The 20,929-nt window shown below is 59.5% G+C and carries 25 protein-coding genes and 1 pseudogene; 25 read left to right on the top strand and 1 reads right to left on the bottom strand.

Translation table 11 applies throughout. The features are described from left to right. The first annotated feature begins 612 nt into the window (after positions 1–612). From QMX78_RS12345 to QMX78_RS12230, 24 genes and pseudogenes are all read left to right on the top strand, one after another. Positions 613–834, top strand: coding sequence for a hypothetical protein (locus QMX78_RS12345; RefSeq protein ID WP_282269908.1), 222 nt, complete (start codon positions 613–615; stop codon positions 832–834). A gap of 1,331 nt (positions 835–2,165) precedes the next feature. After that, on the top strand, positions 2,166–2,597 hold the full coding sequence (locus tag QMX78_RS12340) for a DUF695 domain-containing protein (protein WP_282269906.1): 432 nt from the start codon (positions 2,166–2,168) through the stop codon (positions 2,595–2,597). A 63-nt stretch (positions 2,598–2,660) separates the two neighbouring features. Continuing rightward, positions 2,661–3,053: a DUF6334 family protein gene (locus QMX78_RS12335; RefSeq protein WP_282269904.1), complete on the top strand. Its 393-nt coding sequence runs from the start codon at positions 2,661–2,663 to the stop codon at positions 3,051–3,053. Between the two features lie 56 nt (positions 3,054–3,109). Next, positions 3,110–3,421 (top strand): hypothetical protein, encoded by a 312-nt coding sequence (locus QMX78_RS12330; RefSeq protein WP_282269902.1) that lies wholly within the window; start codon positions 3,110–3,112, stop codon positions 3,419–3,421. Between the two features lie 58 nt (positions 3,422–3,479). Beyond that, the gene (locus tag QMX78_RS12325) at positions 3,480–3,890 is read left to right on the top strand and encodes a hypothetical protein (RefSeq protein ID WP_282269901.1); all 411 of its coding nucleotides are present in this window, start codon (positions 3,480–3,482) and stop codon (positions 3,888–3,890) included. A gap of 805 nt (positions 3,891–4,695) precedes the next feature. Continuing rightward, positions 4,696–5,199 (top strand): zf-TFIIB domain-containing protein, encoded by a 504-nt coding sequence (locus QMX78_RS12320; RefSeq protein WP_282269899.1) that lies wholly within the window; start codon positions 4,696–4,698, stop codon positions 5,197–5,199. Positions 5,200–5,257: 58 nt separating this feature from the next. Further along, positions 5,258–5,656: a hypothetical protein gene (locus QMX78_RS12315; protein WP_282269897.1), complete on the top strand. Its 399-nt coding sequence runs from the start codon at positions 5,258–5,260 to the stop codon at positions 5,654–5,656. Between the two features lie 457 nt (positions 5,657–6,113). Beyond that, a complete protein-coding gene (locus tag QMX78_RS12310; protein ID WP_282269895.1) occupies positions 6,114–6,470 on the top strand; it encodes a DUF6794 domain-containing protein in 357 nt (118 codons plus the stop codon). A 410-nt stretch (positions 6,471–6,880) separates the two neighbouring features. Next, positions 6,881–7,339: a hypothetical protein gene (locus tag QMX78_RS12305; RefSeq protein ID WP_282269893.1), complete on the top strand. Its 459-nt coding sequence runs from the start codon at positions 6,881–6,883 to the stop codon at positions 7,337–7,339. A gap of 57 nt (positions 7,340–7,396) precedes the next feature. Continuing rightward, positions 7,397–7,669, top strand: coding sequence for a hypothetical protein (locus QMX78_RS12300; protein WP_282269891.1), 273 nt, complete (start codon positions 7,397–7,399; stop codon positions 7,667–7,669). A gap of 169 nt (positions 7,670–7,838) precedes the next feature. Beyond that, positions 7,839–8,279: a hypothetical protein gene (locus QMX78_RS12295; RefSeq protein WP_282269889.1), complete on the top strand. Its 441-nt coding sequence runs from the start codon at positions 7,839–7,841 to the stop codon at positions 8,277–8,279. A 216-nt stretch (positions 8,280–8,495) separates the two neighbouring features. Continuing rightward, positions 8,496–9,683 (top strand): serine hydrolase domain-containing protein, encoded by a 1,188-nt coding sequence (locus QMX78_RS12290; protein WP_282269887.1) that lies wholly within the window; start codon positions 8,496–8,498, stop codon positions 9,681–9,683. A 183-nt stretch (positions 9,684–9,866) separates the two neighbouring features. Beyond that, the gene (locus QMX78_RS12285) at positions 9,867–10,877 is read left to right on the top strand and encodes an alpha/beta hydrolase (protein WP_282269885.1); all 1,011 of its coding nucleotides are present in this window, start codon (positions 9,867–9,869) and stop codon (positions 10,875–10,877) included. A gap of 131 nt (positions 10,878–11,008) precedes the next feature. After that, positions 11,009–11,842: a trypsin-like serine protease gene (locus QMX78_RS12280; protein WP_282269883.1), complete on the top strand. Its 834-nt coding sequence runs from the start codon at positions 11,009–11,011 to the stop codon at positions 11,840–11,842. 138 nt (positions 11,843–11,980) lie between these two features. Further along, the gene (locus QMX78_RS12275) at positions 11,981–12,379 is read left to right on the top strand and encodes a hypothetical protein (RefSeq protein ID WP_343239258.1); all 399 of its coding nucleotides are present in this window, start codon (positions 11,981–11,983) and stop codon (positions 12,377–12,379) included. A gap of 219 nt (positions 12,380–12,598) precedes the next feature. Next, a complete protein-coding gene (locus tag QMX78_RS12270; protein ID WP_282269880.1) occupies positions 12,599–13,099 on the top strand; it encodes a hypothetical protein in 501 nt (166 codons plus the stop codon). 207 nt (positions 13,100–13,306) lie between these two features. Then, entirely contained in the window at positions 13,307–13,813 is a 507-nt protein-coding gene (locus QMX78_RS12265) for an N-acetyltransferase (protein WP_282269877.1), read from the top strand. 211 nt (positions 13,814–14,024) lie between these two features. Continuing rightward, positions 14,025–14,417 (top strand): hypothetical protein, encoded by a 393-nt coding sequence (locus tag QMX78_RS12260; protein ID WP_282269875.1) that lies wholly within the window; start codon positions 14,025–14,027, stop codon positions 14,415–14,417. Between the two features lie 74 nt (positions 14,418–14,491). Then, positions 14,492–14,881 (top strand): lysozyme inhibitor LprI family protein, encoded by a 390-nt coding sequence (locus QMX78_RS12255; protein WP_282269873.1) that lies wholly within the window; start codon positions 14,492–14,494, stop codon positions 14,879–14,881. Further along, a complete protein-coding gene (locus QMX78_RS12250) occupies positions 14,853–15,353 on the top strand; it encodes a DUF2798 domain-containing protein (protein ID WP_282269872.1) in 501 nt (166 codons plus the stop codon). Before QMX78_RS12255 ends, QMX78_RS12250 begins: the two co-directional genes overlap by 29 nt. A gap of 122 nt (positions 15,354–15,475) precedes the next feature. Continuing rightward, positions 15,476–15,861 (top strand): annotated as a pseudogene (locus QMX78_RS12245) (YbjQ family protein). Between the two features lie 112 nt (positions 15,862–15,973). Next, complete coding sequence (locus tag QMX78_RS12240) at positions 15,974–16,393, top strand: hypothetical protein (RefSeq protein WP_282269870.1); 420 nt, start codon at positions 15,974–15,976, stop codon at positions 16,391–16,393. 28 nt (positions 16,394–16,421) lie between these two features. Continuing rightward, positions 16,422–16,754 carry a low molecular weight protein tyrosine phosphatase family protein gene (locus tag QMX78_RS12235; protein ID WP_282269868.1) on the top strand — a complete coding sequence of 111 codons (333 nt, stop codon included), beginning with the start codon at positions 16,422–16,424 and terminating at the stop codon, positions 16,752–16,754. Between the two features lie 216 nt (positions 16,755–16,970). Further along, entirely contained in the window at positions 16,971–17,633 is a 663-nt protein-coding gene (locus QMX78_RS12230) for a Pr6Pr family membrane protein (RefSeq protein WP_282269867.1), read from the top strand. 33 nt (positions 17,634–17,666) lie between these two features. Here QMX78_RS12230 and QMX78_RS12225 read toward each other — a convergent pair whose 3' ends face one another. Then, positions 17,667–18,341: a DUF2306 domain-containing protein gene (locus QMX78_RS12225; protein ID WP_282269865.1), complete on the bottom strand. Its 675-nt coding sequence runs from the start codon at positions 18,339–18,341 to the stop codon at positions 17,667–17,669. Positions 18,342–18,615: 274 nt separating this feature from the next. On the opposite strand from QMX78_RS12225, the gene QMX78_RS12220 reads away from it, so the two are divergent. Further along, a complete protein-coding gene (locus QMX78_RS12220) occupies positions 18,616–20,802 on the top strand; it encodes a TonB-dependent siderophore receptor (RefSeq protein WP_282269863.1) in 2,187 nt (728 codons plus the stop codon). Positions 20,803–20,929 lie beyond the last annotated feature (127 nt).

The following is a 20,929-nucleotide window of genomic DNA, read 5'->3' as shown; positions in this document are numbered from 1 at the left end:
GTCTCGCAAAGTTCGTAGTCGCCCTTCTCGCTACGCTCATACTTCTGCCAGCTTTAGGCTTCTTGGCTTATGACGCTTTGGTGTTCTGGCCCCACCGAGATGACATTCAAGCCATCTTGGCTAAGGCAGACCCTCTAGACCGCACGCCTCCACCCAAGATCCGCACATACATCATTGCGCAGCAACAAGGAGGCGCATCGCCTCCCGCCATGGTGGCCCGGCAGCTGCACTATCGCCTTCTCCCGCGCAAAGGAACGCTCAACTGGCACATACGCAGCATTCTCTGGGAGCGGCTTGTTTCGCTACACCTTTCCCAGGATGAGGTTCTTGGGTTGTACTCCACTCTCGTATTTAACGGGCAGGGACATGGCCTAAACGCCCTATCCACTCGCATGTTCGCTAAACCACTCAGCGCACTTTCGGACCAAGAGGCGGCAACGGTAGTTGCCTATACATGGGGGCCAAGCTTGTACGCACAACACCCTGATCAGCTCGAGGCGCGTAGGGATAAACTGCTCTCCAGGGTCCGGGGTGGGCCCTAACAATTCATTCAAGCCGAAGCCGCTTCGCGGCTCGGCTTAATTCAGGCGTTAGCCAACACAGGAGAGTTTCATGGCACATGAAGTCACGCTGGATATTTCTACCAAGTTCGTGCTCCACAAGGATGTCACCATTGACGTCAAGAAGGATGGGCGCAAGTTGGGGACTGCCCTCATCAGCAAGGGCAACATTGAGTGGGTTCCCGCCGGCAATTCTGTGAACAAAAAGCGGCTTTCTTGGGCCAAATTCGCTGAGCTGATGGCTTCTGAGGGTAAGGACGTCAAGATCACCTGAGTGTCGGCTAACAATTCATTCAAGCCGAACTTGTTTCGTTACGGCAAAAGCGTGGCAAGAAAAGCCTGCCACGCTTTTGCCTCCACTACACAAGTCGGCTTAATTCAGGCGTTAGGCGGCGGTGGGTTTGGTTGGCTAGCCCTTCTTCTTTCGGCAACAACATCGGCAAGTCACCGGTCGTCTCCGGGTAACAGCTCCAACTGTTCCTGGCGCCGGCAGGCCCGCCACTTCGTCTTACCCTTCACTGTCCTGCCGCAATCATTTCATCGCACTTCGGCGGCAACGCTCGGCAAAGTTTCCTAGGCAAGCTCCATCCCGCAAGCTGTGGCATGATCGGATCGCGTTAGGTGGCACAAGCAAGGCAGCATTGGTCCTGAGCTCGGTCAATGGCCACAGCCGCCTAACAGTTCATTCAAGCCGAACCCGCTTCGCGGGTCGGCTTAATTCCAGAGTTAGGTGCCATGACGAGGATTGTCGGAGCCGCACTTCTACTATTACCATGCCTCGCGCTTGGGCAGAACTGCTCGTGCAACCCTGTCGAGTCCAAAGCCCAATGGACCAAGGGACTGTTCCAGGGATCTACATACGTTTTCTTTGGTCGTGTCGACTCCGTTGCACCGCCGTTTCTTGGCGCCAACGAGACTCGGGACCAACCCACTGTTACACCCCTTCGCCATTTCAAGGCCACCTTCCCCGGCGGCGAGCTTCGGGGAGCAGACTGCGGGTCAGCTGTACTCCCAGGGGAGACGGCGGTCTTCTTCGTTGACGGTTACAACCGCATCAAGTCATGCTCAATCGGAGTCAGCGGCATCACCCCCCAGGAAATTCAGTCCGGTGTCATCCAGCTCTCCCGACATGGCACCTAACAATTCATTCAAACCGAACCCGCTTCGCGGGTCCGCTTAATTCCAGAGTTAGGCGCCACTACAGCTATGACTGATCTTTGGGGTCCCGTTTCGGCAACCGATTGGCATGCCACACCGTGCATAGTCGGCCGCCCAGCAACCGAGGCTGATGTCGCGGCCGGCTCTGCCGTCTTCTATGTGCAGGGTGGTTCCACTCCAGCTCCAATGAGCCTTCCATGCTGCGCAGTTCAGCTACTGGAGGATGGCTCTGAGCAGCCTATCGTCATAGTCCAGGCGGAGCTCACGCAGCAGGGCACCATCTTGGGTGTACGGCCACTATCCGGTGGTAATGGCGTCTGCATATCCGCAGACGTCCGGTTGCTTCCTGCCGGCTTCGGATCGTAGGGTGGCGCCTAACAGTTCATTCAAGCCGAACCCGCTTCGCGGGTCGGCTTAATTCCAGAGTTAGGGAGCTAGGGAGCGTACATGGAAGACCAGAGAGGCTGGGTTCTCGCACGAAAAGAGACAGAAGCCGGACTGTCTTTACTCCGCCTAAAGACGATGGAGCCCGAGTTCGACTTCGGTTCTTTTCCTGAGAGATTTAACGTGATTTGGGTTTTCCAAGACCCCACCAATGTCGGCACTCCTTCAACTCTAGATTCTGAGGCCATGAAGAGGTTCGAAGATCGAGTCTGTGAGCGGGTTGAGTCAGACAATCAGTCTATCTTATGCATGGTCTTCACTGAGCCTGGATACCGAGAGTACGTATTCCTCTCCCGAGACATAGACAGCTTTCTCACCGTGCTGAACACGATCACCCGAGAGCCTGATCCTTATCCCATTGAGATACACCACGAAACGGATAGCGCGTATGAGTTCTACAACTCATACGCACAGGGTATCCGGGGCGCGCCCTAATAGTTCATTCAAGCCGACTCGCTTCGCGAGTCCGCTTACTTCCAGAGTGAGGCCTCCAACCGCGTGCTCGAACTACTCAGGAAGGCATGTTATGACGGCGGCAATCTCCGGCACGTTCGGGAGATCCCGCTTGACCCTGACTATCCGCCTATCATGGCCGTAGAGCTGCAATTCGAAAGACTTACCGTCGCCTTTTCTGCCATGGCTGACGACGACACAATTGCGGTCACTTCTGGCTCACACCCTGGCCCCTCACGCCAAATCATCAGCCAATTGTGGGCCTATTGCATTGGCAAACCGTTGCAGTGGGCCTGGATCATGACCAATCAGCAGGGATATCCGGATGGAGTTCGGCTTGAGTTCCTCGATCCTGACAACCAGAAATCGGTGATCATTGAGCTTGTCGCCGGAGCATCAAGCCTCTGTACCTACCTCGCCAGGCCAACCGAGGCCTAACAACTCATTCAAGCCGATGCCACTTCACGGCTAGGCTTAGTTCAGGCGTTCGCCTCATGATCATTTCCTTTGAAGGACCAGTCTTCTTTTCACCAGCGGACGAGGATCACTTCTTCAGCTGGCTTAGATCCATACCCGAGTTTCAATCCATCAAAGGTTTTGCTACTACCCTGGAGCTGGAACTCCGCGCTCCCGTGCAACCTGATTCGGTACGGCAACTGCTCGTAGTCTTTCGCCGCTGGCACCTGGATACGATGAAGTTGGTTGCATTACGCTCTCCAGAGACAGATGGCTTTGTACTGTGGAGCGCGAACATAGAGACGGTTCTGGTCCAAAGACTCAGAAAATCCCAAGGTGCCGAGGCCTAACCAATCAACCACGCCGAACCCGTTTCGCGAGTCGGCTCAGTTCCGGAGTCAGGGACACATGAAGCGCACTGTCGCCACCACATTGTTTCTCTTGCTGGCGCACTCGGTATCAGCCAAAGAGTGTCCCCGCTCCGATGCAATCGCTGCTGAGCGCCTCACTGACTCAATGACTTCCTGGCGGGCCATGTACACCGCATTTCAGCAGTATGGCCACTGCTACGACGGCCCCATTGCGGAAGGCGTGACGGACAAGGTTGTCCACCTGCTCGCCACCAACTGGGAAACGCTCGGTCAAGCTCAGCAGTTCATTGCTGAAGACCCAAGCTTTCAGACTTTTGTAATCCGCAACATTGACATTACCGCGGCAACTCCCGAGCTCGATCGCGTCGTGTACCTGGCTACACATCGGTGTCCCAAATCAGCCAGTGACTTATGCAAACAGATTGCTGGCGCTGCCGGTGAACGATGACGGCCCTGACAATTCATTCAAGCCGACGCCACAATGCAGCTCGGCCTAGTTCCGGAGTTGGATTGCAATGACAGATTGGTCATATCTGCTATTTGTTTCATCCATCTATGCCTTTGGATTCCTCGGCCTATTTGGCGTTTCGCTGCTTCCTCTCCGGGCCTTCCTCGCATTGCGACGTAACGCATCTCTCTGGCACTCGTCCGTCCTCGGCAAGACTTCCCTCATCCTGGTTGGCACCACGGCCATTGCTGCAATAGCTATTGGCATTCCTCAGATTGCTGGAGTATTTCGTTGCCTCACCGATGGGCAGCCCCATGGATTCATAGCAGATTCCGCCGAGCCTTCTGAACCGCTGGAATGGCTCCCCGCGCTAGGCCGCACCTCCCCACAGAGACGACCTCCAAGCGGGGCACGCAAGGTACTGCGGCTGCGGGCCGTTGAGTGCACCGCGACCTGACTCCGCGTCCAACTCGACGCCGCTTCGCGGCCGGGCCACATTCAAACGTTCACGGAAACCGCAAACCCATGCGACATTTGTTATCACTCCCGCTCATCTGCCTGGCACTTCCCGGCTGCATTCACCTTGGCCCTGCCGATGGAATGCTCTACGTCGTAGGTTCCACGCCTCCCAATTCGACTTGCACCCTGTCGGTTCATGCCGCCGGACGCAAGGACGTTCCCCAACAGTTGGTCTCCGGCAACTTCAGGGAGGCCTTCATGGTTGGCCCATCGCGGAAAGGACATGTAGCCACCGTGCAATGCGATGGCGCGGTACTGGCAGAGCGCCGTTTCAAGTACGGCAAAGATGTACGTTTTGGCGGTGAACTTTCCATTGACTCACCCTACTCCCCCTGACAGCTCATTCAAGCCGACGCCGTTCCGCGTGCGGCTTGATTCCCTGGTCTTACCTGATGGAGAAACCAGAATGCATTGCCCGAAGTGCAACTCAGAACTCAAGCCGATTGTTCATGAGAATGTGGAGGTCGATCGGTGCTCCGGCTGCGGCGGCCTATGGTTCGACGTGTTCGAGCATGAGGAACTCAAACAGCTCGATGGCTCCGAGCGTATCGACTATTCGCCCAAGACCACGGTTCCGCCTAATACCGGAGCAGGCAAGTGCCCCAAGGACCAGCAGCCACTCTTTTCCATGGTGGTAGCGGGCCAACCGCATATCTCGTACGAATCATGCGGCTTCTGTCATGGCATCTTCTTTGATGCTGGTGAGTTCAAAGACTTCAAGGAAGAGACCTTTGCAGAGCGTTTCCGCGCACTCTTCGGATTGGCAACGACGGTTCCGGCCGAGCGCTGACGATGCATTCAAGCCCATGCAGCGTTATTTCATAACCAGAGTTCACAGGAATTTTGTCGTGACCGAAGCTGAAAATCTATTCGATGCCGAGCAATTCATCTACGTCAAAATTCCTGCCGCTATCCAGCCACTCGATCGCGGCTCGATGTTTGAGGATCCAATTGACGCCGCGCTCCAGCCAGAAGGTCTGGGCTACATTTCTGGTGGCGGCTCGCTACTTGGAAACGCCCTGCCTGACGGCACTCGGCCCATCGAGTTCTGCGGCATCGACATCGATACGACTGACCGGGATGCCGTGCTCCTCGTTCTCAGGGCCATGCTCCCGAGCTTGGGCATTCCACTAGCCACGGAGCTCCAATATACCTCCGGCGGATCCAAACTCCAGGATCGCTTTCTGGGTTCTGATTGGCTGGTTGCGGAGCCTCGCGATTGTCTTCATCCTGGCTTTGACATCTAGTGGGTCCAAGCCCTGACAATTCATCCAAGCCGACCCCGTTTCGCGGCGCGGCTTGACTCAAGCATTAGACCATGGGGGCGAGGCTTATGGGGGCACAAGAGATTCTCGCAATTGCTGCAACGCTGGGGCTGCTGATCGTGCTGTCAGGCTGCTGGATCATGATGCGATCTCTTCGCACCAGGCCCAGTCGGCTGCTCTTCACTTCCGCGGTTGCCCTCATCTTGTGGGCCTTCCTCTCCGACACGGTCTACAGAGCGGTCTTCTACTATTCCGATCTCTCCGAACCAAAGCCTTGGCAAAACTGGTTTTACCTGTCGTTGGAGATAGTAGTACCGGCACTCCTGATCCTCTGCGCATCCACCTGCTTCTGGTTGGTGGCTCGGTCGTTGCCCCGGCCCAGCAACTCAACGAAGCCAACGTCGCTTCGCGACAACGCTGAACTCCAGAGCGAGCCCTGATGATGAAGCTCTTCATCGCATTCCTGCTTTCGCTGACTTTCTGCGGCTCTTCGTTCGCTCAAGAGAAGGAAGAGGAACTTCTTGGACCCGACAATTGGCCGACTACCGTGAGCGCGACGGTTGCGGACCTCCTTTCCACTCTCTCTGCAGCGGACAAGGAGGCCATTCGCAGTACAAAGAAGGACGACCTCATTCGATATCACCATGGATGGGGTACAGGCATCAGGAATCACTACGGGCTCTGGCGCGGGAATCGAACGCTCATTGAGGATGCATGCCATGAGCCATGCCACCCGGATACTGCATCAAACCGAATTATTGAGGCTGTTTGGCAGGCCCTTCAAGATGAAGGCTGACCGTTCATCCAAGCCAACGCCGCTACGCGGCCCGGCCTGAATCCGGAGTCTGAGCCAACGTGAAAGCTCTCGCACGACGAGGAGACGGCGCACTGGTCGCGATTGGCGCGGCCGTCTGCCTTGTGGGGCTATGGCTTTGGTGGTTCGCCAGCCCTTCGCCCCACCGCTACATCGAGCTGGTTGTTGCCCTGCCAACGACTTGCATCGGTCTTATGATCATTGGCGCCACCATCGCCAGCAGTCATCGTCCAGCTGGAGGATTCTGGTTCTGGCTGGGGCTTTGTACATTGATTCTTTCCGCGCTTCCGCTTCTTGGGCTTGTTGCCCTCCTTGTAATCGGAACCGTAGTCTGACGATTGATTCAAGCCGACGTCATTACACGATTCGGCATAACGACGGAGCGGGGTGTCATGTTCAAATGGCTTTGGCAACTCTGGCAAGGCCCTGTTGTAGCGACAGCGGTCCACCCGATTTTCGGCACCATGGAGCTCACCAGGATTCGCGGGGAAGAATCATGGGGTGCGGATTCCGTTCCTTTTGCAGATCGGACGACTTCCGTCTACGTCAACACCGTCAACTCGGAAGCCCCTTCGAAGAAGCAGATTTCGTTCTTTCAGAGAGCAATCAACGACGAGACTGCCTTGTTCCAGCAGTCGGCATCCGTGCTGGTCCCGACATATGAGCGGATCTACGGACCGCTTGCGGGCTTGTGGGACGACACATTCGAGTTCGTCGGCATTGGGATACCGCTTGATGCCGATCCAAACAACCCATGGCTGCTTCAATTTGAAACAGTTGGGGATCGATACGCCCTCTTTACCATCCACTTCAAAGATGGCGTAGCTGAGCGCTACGATCATGACACCTGACAATGTGTCCGAGCGGGGCTCGCTTTGCAGGCCGGCTCAATTCCGGAGCAAGTCGTTATGTGGCAACGCCGGCAGCTTAGACAAACCATCATCAGCACCGGCTGCGTGGGCGCCTTGTTTGGCGTCCTGCCCGTCCTTGCGCTGCTGGCGTCCAGCTTGGAGCACCAGCACCATTCAAACCATTCCCGGCCACTGATAGCTCAAGCGCTGGAACTTGGCCTTCTGTTCTTTGGCTGCATCCTGTTCTGCGTCATCATATTTGGCCTGCTTCCAATGGCCGTGCAGTATTGCTTTGTTTGGATGGTGCGCCGCTGGACAGGACGCGCTTGACAGTTCATTCGAGCCGGTGCCGACGCGCGGCGGGGCTTGCCGGGATCGGCGACCTGGCGCTCAAGTCACTGGCGGCGGAATGCGCCATGCAGGTTCGTCTTCCGGATGGGACCTGACAATTCATTCAAGCTGGCGTCATCACGCGGCGCAGCTGAGTCCAAAGTGTCAGATGCCAGCAACAACCACACATCGCAACCCTACCTGCTCACCTCGCACGCGGTTCTGGCTGGCCAGCCTTTCAGCGCCCTTGCCTGCGCTTGCCGCTGCGTTCCTGGCACCCATCGCGGCCATTCCGCTGCTTGTTGCATGTTGGTTATTGGCGCTGCACTGGGTTCTGGCAGCCCATTCGCCTTCCAACCGGATCGCTGACATATCCATCGGACGCCTGGTTCTGGTTGCCCTTGGCCTGACGACTGGCATCGCCATTTCCGGGGCGATTGCCGCCGCCATTTCAGCTCCGCTGATTCTGCATGGCAGATACCAGTACCGACATGGCGCGAAACAACTCCTCATCACCGAAATCGATTCGCATGCGGTATCGACAACTACGAGCAATTCCATTTCTGTAAACGTCGCCGTCCCCAGCGATGAGTCCGCCTGGCGCATATGACTGCATCTGCAGCCCAGTGAATTCACCGCCGTTCCGGCGCACTGAAGGACCTGGCCGGGGAGATTCGCGGACTCATTCTTCGCTGGCTCGCCGCTTCAATACCTCCAGTGCTCCCACAAGTGCCGTCCTAGTTCAAGTGCTGGAACCACTACGGCGTTACGGCAGGTATTCGGCTACTTTATGAGCCCTTCCCTATCCCACTTCAAGCGCCCACGCATGCAAGCGACTTCGATGGCCTTTCGAAACAGGTGGTGCTTCTACTTCTTCGTACTGTCAGCGGCACTCCTTGGCGCGAGCTGCAAGGGCGAGCCGGCTCCTGCAAAGGATCTGGAGGCAGACATCGAAGAAGTCGCTGCAACGCTCATCGAGCAGCCTTTGCTGCACTCGACCTCAATCGCAGTCGTGTACCGGGGCAAGGAGTTCACTCATCACCGCGGCGACATGGTTGCCGGCACCGCTGGGGTTCCGAGCGATGCGACGCTCTACGAAATCGGCTCATTGAGCAAGACGCTGGCAGGCACGCTGGCAGCGAATGCTGTCCTGGAGCGCAGGATCGGCCTGGATGACGACATCCGGAAGTATCTGCAAGGTGACTATCCCAACCTGCAGTACCACGGCGAGCCGATCCGCATCCGCCATCTGCTGTCGCATACCAGTGGGCTGCCGAACATGCTGCCGGAGCGCGCCAATACCGTACTGGCCGACTTCACCGATCGGCGCACGCCCGCTGAGCTCAATGCCATCTACGCCAGCTACGGAAAGGGCGAATTCTTCAAGGACCTGCATACGGTCGAGATTGGTCGAACGCCCGGAAAGGAGTACGCGTATTCCAGCACCGGGACCGAGCTGGTGGCACACGTACTGGAAATGGTCTACAAGAGCGACTACGAGTCACTTCTGCGTGGGTTCCTGCGAGATTCCATGGCGATGACGGATACCAGGATCCGCCTTGGCGATGCTGACGCGACACGGCTTGCGGTTGGCTATCACAGTGACAATCCGCTACCGACCACGGCAATGCCCCAGCTTCCCTGGGGTGCGTCCGGAAACGTGAAAGCAACGGTTCCGGAGATGGTGAAATACCTGAGATTCCAGCTCGCCAATGGACCTGTCGTGGAGGAATCCCATCGCACGCTGGCGAACTTCGATCGCGAATTCGGCATCGGCTATTTCTGGAACATCGTCAGCGGCGACCGCTTGAAAGGCAGGTACTATGCACACCATGGTGGCGTGCCCCGCTCCCAGTGCTATGTCTACATCATCCCGAAGTACGACCTTGGCATCTTCATCATCACCAACCAGAGTGGCGACCATACCGCACGGGCCATGGAGGCGGCGGTCGACACGCTGGTCGAGCGCATCGCGGCCTTGGAGCACCCCGCTGACCAAGGCCATTCCCGGTAGTGCGAACGGCTGCGGGCCATCATCGAGTCACAAGTACAGTGGTAGGCCCAGCGTCTGGAACACATCGAACCTGCTTCGTCAGCCAACGGCATGACAGGTCAAACCGATCTGCTACGGGGCACCCCAACTCCAGAGGCTGGTACTGCTCAACCATCTGCAATCCCGCAGCCGTAGGACACGCACATGCTTCCTTCAGCAGTTAACTTGTTGAGTGCCGCGCTTCTGTTGATCTCAGCTTGTTCAGCCCTCGCCTCGGACAACCAGTATCCGCCACGTAGCCCGGCCCCCGCCTCGCAGCCGGCAGGCGCGCACAACGCGGACTCTTCCGCTGTCAGCTATCGGCTCGAGGTGCCCCTATGGCCCGAGGGCTCCCAGGTTTTTCTGGACGGCATCAATGCACTCGCCCACGAGAAGTGGGCGTTGACTCATCCGACATATCTCGTCTATTCGCCGACGAACAACTCCTCGCGTTCCGCCATCCTCGTCTTTCCAGGTGGTGGCTACAAAGCGTTGGCGATAGGCCCCAACAGCACGCTTGGACCGCAAGGCGCTGATGTCTGCAAATGGCTGACCGATTCGGGCATCACCTGCATCCTGGTGAAATATCGCGTCCCCAACACTGGATGCAATTGGAACAGCGAGACCAGAAGGCACGAGCAACCCGAGATTCCAATGGCGTTGCAGGACGCTCAGAGGGCGATCTCGCTTGTTCGGTTCAACGCGGGTGCGTACGCCATCGACCCCAACAAGATTGGCGTCATGGGGTTTTCTGCAGGAGGGAACCTGGCGGTCTTGGCATCCACAGCCTTCAGACATCGAACCTACGAGTCAATCGATGCAGTCGACCAGATGAGCAGCCGCCCTGATTTCGCAATTCCGGTTTATCCCGGACACCTGACCATGGAGCACAAGAACAAGACTCCCAGGTCAGTCGCAGCAGGAGAACTGAACACCGACATTCACATTTCGAGCGACGTGCCACCAACCCTGCTCATACACGCCGAGGATGATGCAGTCGATCCGGCCTACTATTCGCGCGTGTATGAGGAAGCACTGAGGGAGGCAGGCGTAAACGTAGAGCTCAAGCTGTATGAAACCGGCGGGCATGCCTTTGGCGTCAAGCGGCAAGGGACAGATACCGATCGATGGACCGACGACGCACTTCGTTGGCTCGACAGGCTCGGAATGCCATAACGCGTGATCAGAGATGAATCCTTTCACCGGACAACGCCCGGAGAACTCATGCAAGCCAATACTGCCTTGCTACCCATTCGTTTCAGGTACCGGCCCCAACAGCGACAGGGCCTACCGACCAAAGGATGTTCATGAAACCCCTCGCAGGCCTGCTGTTCGCATTACTCCTCACACTGTCCTCGACTGCTGATGCCATCGTCATCCGCCACGATGTTGATGACGCCAACTATCGGATTCCCAGTGGCGAGTTTCCCGCGCTGGTCGACATGCCCGGCGAGGGACATGGCAGCTTGATTGCTCCGCAGTGGGCGGTCACGGCTGCACATACCCTGCCCCGGCATGCCGAGCTCAAGCAGGTGACAATCAACGGGCTGCCGCGCGAGGTGGAGCGCGTCATCATCCACCCCGGTTACAGGACGCTGCCGCAGACGCTGATCGACCAGGCAACGGCCAGCGGTGAGGCGATGTTGATCGTGGTGTTCCTTGCCTCATCGGATGACATCGCGTTGATCAAGCTGCGCCAGCCCGTTACCGATGTCGCTCCGGTGGCCGCGTACAAGCATGACGATGAGGCTGGCCAGACCATCAAGCTGATCGGCAAAGGGGCCACCGGCACCGGTGACATCGGGCACGACCCCAGCGGCCCCAACCGCACGGAGCTGCGGCGTGCATTCAACACGGTCAGCAGTGCATACGACCGTTGGCTCTGCTATGTGTTCGATGCACCACCTTCGGCCCTGCCGCTTGAGGGTGTACTCGGGAACGGGGACAGCGGTGGCCCAGCATTGATCCAGAGCGGCAATCAGTGGTTGCTCGCCGGGCTGGGCTCCTGGAAGGTTGTGCAGGGCAACGTGCTGACCGCACGGCCCGGACGCTATGGCCAGGTTGCCTGCAATGTCCGCATCAGCCATTACGCCGATTGGATCGACGGTGTCATCTCGGAGCAGACCCAGGACGCGAAATGAATTTGCGCATGGCACCAGACCTTGCATGCAGGCCTGGGCATTGGAAGGTTCCGCAAAACTGCAACCACCTTTGCGGAAACGCGCAGCGGTTCCAGATTCGCTGACCGCGAGCGGACATAATCAGCGCCTTCCCTGTTCATGATTCGTCACGGAGCTTCAATGACAAAGGCTTGTCTCCCCTTGCTCACCTCAGCCGTTCTTTACTTCAGCATCCCGACGGCGCAGGCGCAGCCCGTGTACAAGTGCACCGGCCCGAAGGGTGAAACCAGCTACCAGTCCATCCCCTGCCGCGAAGGCGAAACCTCGTCACGACGGTATGCATCGCCCTCCCCGTCCAACCCGACCCAGGCCATCACTGCCGCCCCTGCCGGGCCGGGCCAACGGCGCGTGCAGGTTCGCTATACGACGACCGCTGGCAACGAAAACTGCGATGGCGCCAAGGCGATGCGCACGGCAGCGCTGGGCGCGGCAGGAGCGCAGGCCACGGCCGATATGCGGGCCAGCCTGGACCAGCAGGTCAACGCCGCCTGCAGGTAAGCGCAGCGATGGCGTGTGCGGCAACGGCAGCGTTGGATGGCACGGGCGATGTCGATGACTGCGCAACTGATGCGCCGGGCACGCCTGGTTGCCGCCAAATTTGATTGAACCTATACGCGATACGTTCAATCATCACCCGGCTGGCCTCGGTACCGGGTCAGCCGGGGCGCCTGGCTGATCGGGCGCGAGCAGGTCTTTGTCGTCCAGGGAATCCATGCAATGCGATTCTTCAGCCAGACGCTCACGCTCGCCCTGCTCCTGCCGCTGGGCGCGGTCGCCCAGGGCCAGGGCAGCTTGAAGGTGGACAGCTCACAGGTTGTCGGCCTGACCGCACTGCTGGAAGCGCAGCCGCGCCACCCGGAGGCGACCAGCATCCGCGCCCTGCTGCTTGAATGGGAGGACAGCACCAAGGACGCGGTGGATTACGTCTGCCCGGACGTGCTGGCACCAGTGCCCGCCGCGGGTACTCCCAATGGCCCGGAACTGCTGGCGCAGTTCATCTTTGGCAGCGCGGCCTTCCAGGTCGCCAACCCATCACAGAAGGGCGCCTTGCAGCCATCACAACTCGCCGGCATGCGCAGCATGCTCAAGGCCTACAAGGCATTGCTGGCCACCGATCCTGCCGCACGCATTCAACGTTTCGACTCACTCGTCGCCATGGACGCCGAAGGCAGCCTCGCCGCCTACCTTGAGCCTATCGTCACCCTCGGCTGCCAGTAGTCGTAGACGGGCTGGTGAAACCCGCCAGCTGCCATTGCCGCCCGCGAACGGCCCCGGGTGCGCTGCGCTTACCCGGGCTACGGCGTGCAAGGTACGCTTCCGGCTTAGCTTGAGCCTGTTGTCACGCTTGGTTGCAGGTAACCGATATTGCAAAGCCAAACCGATATGCTTCCGAATCCAAGCCTCCCACGCAGACACCCTGATTCCATGGACATCCTGATCCGGCCGGAAACGCCCGCCGACATCGCGGCCATCGAAGCGGTAACGGTCGCCGCCTTCCTGGAGGCACCGCATACCGATCACACCGAGCAATTCATCGTTGCGGCATTGCGCCGCTCCGGCCAGCTCACCGTCTCTTTGGTAGCGGAGCAATCCGGCACCATCGTTGGCCACGTTGCGGTGTCGCCGCTGACCATCGCCGGCGAGGACGTGGGTTGGTACGGGCTTGGACCGGTATCTGTCCTGCCCCACTTGCAGGGCAAAGGCATTGGCAGCCAGCTGATCGAAGCAGCACTCGATCAGCTGCGCGTACTTGCTGCAGGCGGCTGCGTGGTGCTTGGCGACCCAGGCTACTACGCGCGTTTCGGATTCAAGGCCACTGATGCGCTCACCTTGCCGGGCGTGCCCGCCGAGTACTTCCAGGCGCTTTCGTTCGATACGCGGATGCCGCAGGGAACCGTTGCCTATCACGCATCGTTCTCGGCGCAGGAATAGCGGTATCGCACGCACCTGCGCACAACGTTTGCGGGCGTCGGATTGGAACCAAGCCAGCATCACGCGCATTTGTTCTCCGCATGGCTAACGGCAGGCAATCGCAGACTCCGCGCTTGCTAGCAATGATTTTCCTAGGCAGAGTTGCGCACGTCGAACACCCCGATCAGCAACGAACCGGCTGATCCTCCATCCACCAAAAAGGAAGCCCCGGATGCGATACATCACAGCCCATCGCACTACCCACAATATCTTGCTGCCGGAAGTGCTGCGTCGCAGCCGCCTTGCCTTGCTCGCCCTGTTGTTCACCCTTGTGCTTGCAGCCTGTGGCAAGCCGGTTCCGGCAGACAAGCAGGCTTATGTCGGTACCTGGGAATCGACCACCACCTCGCTGCTCATCGATGCCAGCGGGCGCGTCATCTACAAGCACCAGCCCAGCCCGTCGGTCAGCAAATCACTGGATGCACCAATCAAGGCCTATGAAGGCAATGACTTCATCGCCGGAGTCGGCCCGTTGACCACGCGTTTCGTGGTCTCCGTGCCACCGCATCAAGTGGACGGCAGCTGGAAGATGACCGTCGATGGGCAGGAGCTCACGCGGCGCTGAGCTGATTGGCCCTTGCAGATCCGCGAATACGATCACCACGGCAGCTGTGGCTGCCACGGCACAGGCGCTGCACGATGCGATCCAATGTAGTTTCCCTGTTGTTGCTTGCAGGCTTGGCGTGGCCCGCTGCCGCCACCACGGTGGACCACCAGCAGGCCTATAACGACTGCCTGGCCAAGGCCGGCAGCATCAACAACGGCACGGTGGAGGCCTGCTCATCGGTGACCTCGGAGCATGCAAAAGCGGAGATGACACGCCTTTACCGTGCCATCAACAGCAAATTGCTTGCAGAGAACGCGAACGATGCAGCAAGGCTTGAGCGTGCCCAGAAGGCCTGGCTGGTGTACCGGGACCTGCACTGCGAACTCGCGGGTTCCTATGTTGGCTCACCGATGTATTCGTTCTGCCCAATGCAACTGAACATCGACCGGGTCATTGAACTGCGCGAACTGGCCGGGCAATGAAGCGCGTTGCTTCCTCGGCGGCAACCTGGAAGCGCTTGCCAGAAGCATTATCAGCTCCTACCATCTGCGCGTCCTCGCGACTCATGCGACGGCCGTAAGCGTTCACGTCAACCAACGCGCCCATCAACTCCGGCATTGCCGGGGCTGTTCGCCCATCCATGGGCGGAAGGCGCCATTGCTTGACCGGATCCAGGAGATCACCGTGAACGCTAAAAACAAGAACATCATTGCCTTCGGCATTCCCAAGCTTCCCTTGCGCTACGGCGCCCTGGTCATGCCTTTGCTGCTGTCCATCCTGATGACCTGCGTCGTCTCCCTGATCAGCACACTGAAGAGCATCGGCATGTCGCCGCTGCTCGGCTCCAAGTGGCTCGCTGCCTGGGGCATCTCGTGGCTGGTCGCCTTCCCCATCCTGCTGTTGCTGTTACCGGTGGTGCGCAAGGCGACGACGGCCTTGGTGCGGTCGGCCTGACATTCCGAACTCCCGGCCCGCCCAGCGGGCCGGTTCCCATCCGTGTTGCACGGGAAGCCATGGTGCCAACCATTGGAATGCACGCATACTCGGCTCCCTGATGCACGTTGCCGGCACCCACCATGACCGACCCCTACAACACACCTCCACCAGCCGCACGGCACCTGCCCTGCTCAACGACGCGATGATCACCACCGCCCTGGAACTGCCGGGCTATCGCGCCGTGCGCAACCTCGGCCTGGTCCGCGGCATCACCGTGCGCTCGCGTTCCATCGTTGGCAATTTCCTCGGCGGCTTGCAGACCATATTCGGCGGCAACATCACCATCTACACGGAGCTGTGCGAACAGGCCCGCGATGAAACCTACCGCGACATGGTCGCCCACGCCCGCCAGCTTGGCGCCAATGCAATCATCGGCGTGCGCTATGACGCCACCGAGCTGATGACCGGACTCACCGAAGTGCTCTGCTACGGAACTGCCGTGGTGGTGGAAACGGATACCCGTTGATCGCGCTTTGCAGGACTCCGCGCAGGCCTGCGGCGGTTGCGTCGACCACACGCTGCCAACCCCGGCTTGAACCTATCTGCGGCGCGAGCCGCACTTCACCGTGAAGGATCACATGCGAACGAAATTGCTGGCCCAGCTCATCGGCTTCGTGGTGATCGTGCCGAGTACGCTGGTGGCGTTGTTCTATAGCGCGTTGGGACTGATGTTCGCGCTGGAGTCGATCCAGCGCCAGCAAGCCCTGAGCAGCGCCGCGCTGGTATTGGCCTGCCTGAGCGGCGGCTGGCTCGGCATCGTCGCATTGTGGCGTGCCTATTTCGTGCTTGGCACTGACCAGCACAGCTTCAACAGCACATTTATCTGGATGGGTTTCGGCTGTGGCAGCCTGGTTTCATTGGTTCTGATCGGACTGGTAAACGGCTCGCTGCTTTTCCGGGGAGTGTTCTTCGGTTGGCCGTTGCTGGCGGTTGCCGTGTTCACTGCAATGCTCCTGCGCCACGGCACTCGAGCCGCACCCCCTGCACCTTCCGCCTGAGCAGGCACCAGACTTCGAGGGAGCCGTCATGCCACGCAACGTCCTTTTCATCTGTACCCAGAACCGCTTGCGCAGTCCCACCGGAGAGCAGGTCTTCGCCAACTGGCCCGGTATTGAAACGCAATCAGCCGGACTGGGAAATGATGCCAATACGCCGGTGTCACCAGAGCTGCTGGCGTGGGCGGACCTGATCTTCGTGATGGAAAACGCCCATCGCAACAAGCTGTCCAAGAAATTCCGCGCACATCTGGATGGCAAGCGCGTCATCTGCCTGGATATACCGGATGACTACGACTACATGGATCCCATCTTGGTGCAGCTGCTCAAGCACAAGGTGACGCGGTTCCTGCAGGTGGGATGAGTGGCACTGCGGCTTGGCCTAGAAGGAGCATCCGCTTCGGAGCTTTCCTCGCCCCCGGCGCGAGTGGTGCTTGCGTCGCCCTCTCCCCAACCCCTCTCCCGTGCAGGGAGAGGGGCTTTCAGTAGCTGCAGGCTGGCGAGCCAGCTTGCTTGCGGGCTGAATGCACGTACTGCGCTACTCTGCCTACCTGGGCAGTTGAACTCCTTCGGAGAGCACATGCAGACCAAGCCTCACCCGCTCGACAGGAAGATGCTGGCAGCACTGGCTGTCTTCGCATGGTCGGCGCTGCTGCTGCAGCTCTACCTGTCCATTGAATTGGCGTTTTCCAATGGCCGGGGCGTCCTCCACGGCACGCTTGCCTTCCTCGCCTACTTCACGGTGCTTACCAATCTGTTCGTCGCGCTTTCAGCCACCTTGCCGCTGGTTGCCGGAGCCACACCTCCTGGCCGGTTCTTCGCCAAGCCCGAGGTGTTGGGTTGTGCGATCACCTCGATTGTCATGGTGGGTGCGGGCTATCACGTGCTGCTGCGCAATGCCTGGAGCCCGCAGGGATTGCAGCTGCTTGCCGACTACCTGCTGCACTATGTCGTGCCGCTCTGCGCGCTTGCCTATTGGGTGGTGTTTGCACCACGTAACCGACTTGGCGCGCTCGCACCATTGGCATGGTGCATCTATCCGGTCAGCTACTTCATCTACGCGCTGATCCGCGGCGAGCTCACCGGCATGTATCCGTATTACTTCATCGATGTCGCCAAGCTTGGCTTTGCCAAGGTGCTGGCCAACTCGGCGGCGATGCTGGTGGCCTTCCTGCTGGTTGGCATGGCAGTGCGCTTCATCGCGGTATTGCGTGGCGCTGCCGGCTCACCCGCTGAGCCTTGAATCGCCCGTCAGTCCAACTGGCAGCGGGAAGCATCATCCCGCTGGAGCGGCCATCGACGGCGCTCGTCCCCGCCACCTCGTCCACGCACTCGACAGCACGCCATGCAGTAGCAGCGGCACCACCCAGCTGCTCCACAACAGCAGCGCGATGGCGTCCGGGCTGGGCGCACGCCCGCTCGCTATCCACGCCGGCAACAACAGCCGGAACACCACCGGTGCCAGCGTGACCAGATAGGCACGCGTCATCCAGCGGCGATGCCGTGCAACCTTGCCACGGCGGATGCTGATCATTGCCACCAAGGCCGTCATCAGCCAGGCCAGCGCTGTGCCCGCGAACGCGGTGGTGATCGGGGCAGGTGCCGGCGAGGTACTGATCAAGCCCACCGCTGCCGCACAGGCCAACAACATGCCGCTGATATAGCAGCGCCCAAACCAACGATGCAGCCACGGCCAGGCACGCGGCCAGCGGGTAAGGAACTGCAGCGGGCCGAGCACGATGCCCAGCACACCACCGGTTATATGCAGCCACAACCAGCCGCGCCGCGACCAGTACATGGTGTAGTGCTCGGGGTCCAGGTGACGGTACTGGCCATGGACGGCGAGCAGGAAATGCAGGCTCAGCGCGGCCAAGGCCAGCCACAGCAATGCCCAGGCCAGGCGTTGCAGGGGAGCACGACGTTCAACCTCTGCATGAAGCGCGTCGGACATCTTGACCTCGGCTCGCGGGCGTCGGCCAAAGCATACAAGGCGCCGCCAGCATGCTGCAGGTGACCCGGCACATGGTCTGATTCAGCCGGGTGACGCCGTGCAGACACGGCCTTTTGACGAAACCTGACTGCCCGAACAGTTGCAAACTACGAATCATTCGCATTTAATTTCCCACTAACATCGCCGCCCGCTTGAGCGCAGTTATCACCCGCAACGGAAGCGGGACCGCCCCGCCCGTGGTCAATCCGTTATCTAAATCCGTTCAGGCTCGCTCATGCACCCCAGTCGCTCCCTCGCCCGCCCGGCTCATGCCGCTGGCTCATCGTTCCCGTTCCGCAACGTCCGCAACCGCCTGCAGGTCGCCATCTGCCTGGCCTTGGCCAGCAGCTGTGGTGCTGCCATGGCCGCGCCACAGAGCGTCTCTGCCTCTGCCTCCGGCACGGAAAATGACACCGCTACCCAGCTGGATACGGTGCGCGTGGTATCGCAGCGTGCCAACCGGGTCAGCAACGGTGCCACCAACCTCGATCTGGATATCAAGGAAACCCCTCAGTCCATCAGCGTCGTCAGCACCGAGCAGATGCAGCAGTTCGGCATCGACAACATCAACGATGCGCTGCGCCTGGCCACCGGCATCCAGGTGGAGGAATGGGAAACCAACCGCACCAACTACCTGGCGCGCGGCCTGGAAATCAAGAACACCCAGATCGACGGCGTCGGCCTGCCCAATGACTGGGGCATCGTCACCGGCGCGATGGATGCGTTCGGCTACGAGAAGCTGGAAGTCATCCGCGGCGCCAACGGCCTGCTCACCGGCGTGGGTAACGCGTCGGGCACCATCAACTACGTGCGCAAGCGCCCCACCAACGAGAGCAAGGGCCAGGTCGGCATCAGCCTCGGCTCCTGGGGCAAGCGTCGGGTCGAGGTGGATTACTCCACCCCGTTCACCGAGGACGGCCGCTGGGCCGGCCGCGTGGTGGCCGCGCATGAAGACGGTGACTCCTACCTGCGCGATTACGAGACCGACCGCAACTTCTTCTATGGCGTGGTGGATGGCCAGATCGGCGACAACGGCACGCTGACCATGGGCTACTCCTGGCAGAAAGCCAACAGCGACCACAACATGTGGGGCGCGCTGACCTTCAGCAACAACGACGGCAGCCAGGCCGAGTGGGGCCGCAGTGCGTCGACCACGCAGGACTGGACCTACTGGAACACCAAGACCCAGACCGCGTTCGTCGAGTACACCCACCAGTTGGGTGCCGACTGGCAGGCCAAGGCGACCTACAACTACCGCAAGATCGACAGCGACGATCAGCTGTTCTTCGCCTACTCCCTGAGCGGGCTGGACCCGATCACCGGCGCGGGGCTGGTCGGTTGGGCATACAAGGGTATCGACGCGGGCAACTCGCATCTGGGCGATATCACGGTGAACGGACGTTTCCAGTTGCTGGGGCATGAGCAGGAAGCGATGTTCGGCTTCAGCGTGGGCAAGAGCGACCAGACCACCTGGGATCACCCCATCAATGTACCGTCCAACCTCAATCCGGAATTCTTCCCCTATCCAGGCAATGCCATTGCGGAACCGCAATGGGGAGCACGCCACAAGGCAAGCTGGACCAACCAGCGGTTGAAGCGGGGCTACGGGGCTACCCGCCTTACCTTCACCGACCGGTTCAAAGCCGTGCTCGGCTTCAACTGGGCCGAATACCACCGCGATGGCAACAATGGCGAGAACTTCAACCAGACCGAAGATCACATCAGCCCTTATGCGGGCCTGACTTGGGACTTCACCGACAAGGTGCTGGGTTATGTCAGCTACTCGGACATCTACCAGCCGCAGGACCAATACGACATCAATCTGGTCTACCTGGATCCGACCAAGGGCGTGAACTACGAAGTTGGCGTCAAGGCCGAGTGGCTGGACCGTCGTTTGCTTACCACGCTGGCGCTGTTCAAGGCCAAGCAAGGCAATCTCGCCACCTCAGGTGGTTACGACGAAGCGAGCGCCAAGTACTGGTATTACGGCGTTGACGTGGAATCCAAGGGTGTCGAATTCGAGGCCACCGGCAAGCTCAATGACAACACCAACCTGGTGTTCGGCTACACCCAGTTGAAGATGAGCAACGAAGACGGTGGCGCAACCTATACCTGGGTGCCACGCCGTACCGCCAACCTGATGCTCACCTCGCGCCTGCCGACCTACGAGGCACTGTCGTTCGGGCTGGGTGGCCGCTGGCAGAGTGAAATCTCCGCAACTGATATCTACACCGGCGGCATCGTGCGTCAGAGCAGCTACGCTCTGCTGAACGCCTTCGTCGCCTGGGACGTGCTGCCCAACGCAACGATACGCGCCAACGTCAACAACCTCACCGACAAGAAGTACATCAACAGCCTGTACCAGATTGGTTACTACGGTGCCCCCAGCAATTACCAGTTGAGCTTTGACTGGCGCTTCTGAGGACGGCGTATAGCGGAGCAGTCATGGCTTTTGGCTTTTGGCTTTTGGCTTTTGGCTTTTGGCTTTTGGCTTTTGGCTTTTGGCTTTTGGCTTTTGGCGTTTGGCGTTTGGCTCAATCCCCTCTCCC

Source organism: Stenotrophomonas sp. PS02298 (assembly GCF_029959445.1).
Lineage (GTDB): Bacteria > Pseudomonadota > Gammaproteobacteria > Xanthomonadales > Xanthomonadaceae > Stenotrophomonas.
This window is presented reverse-complemented; position numbering and strand designations above follow the sequence as displayed.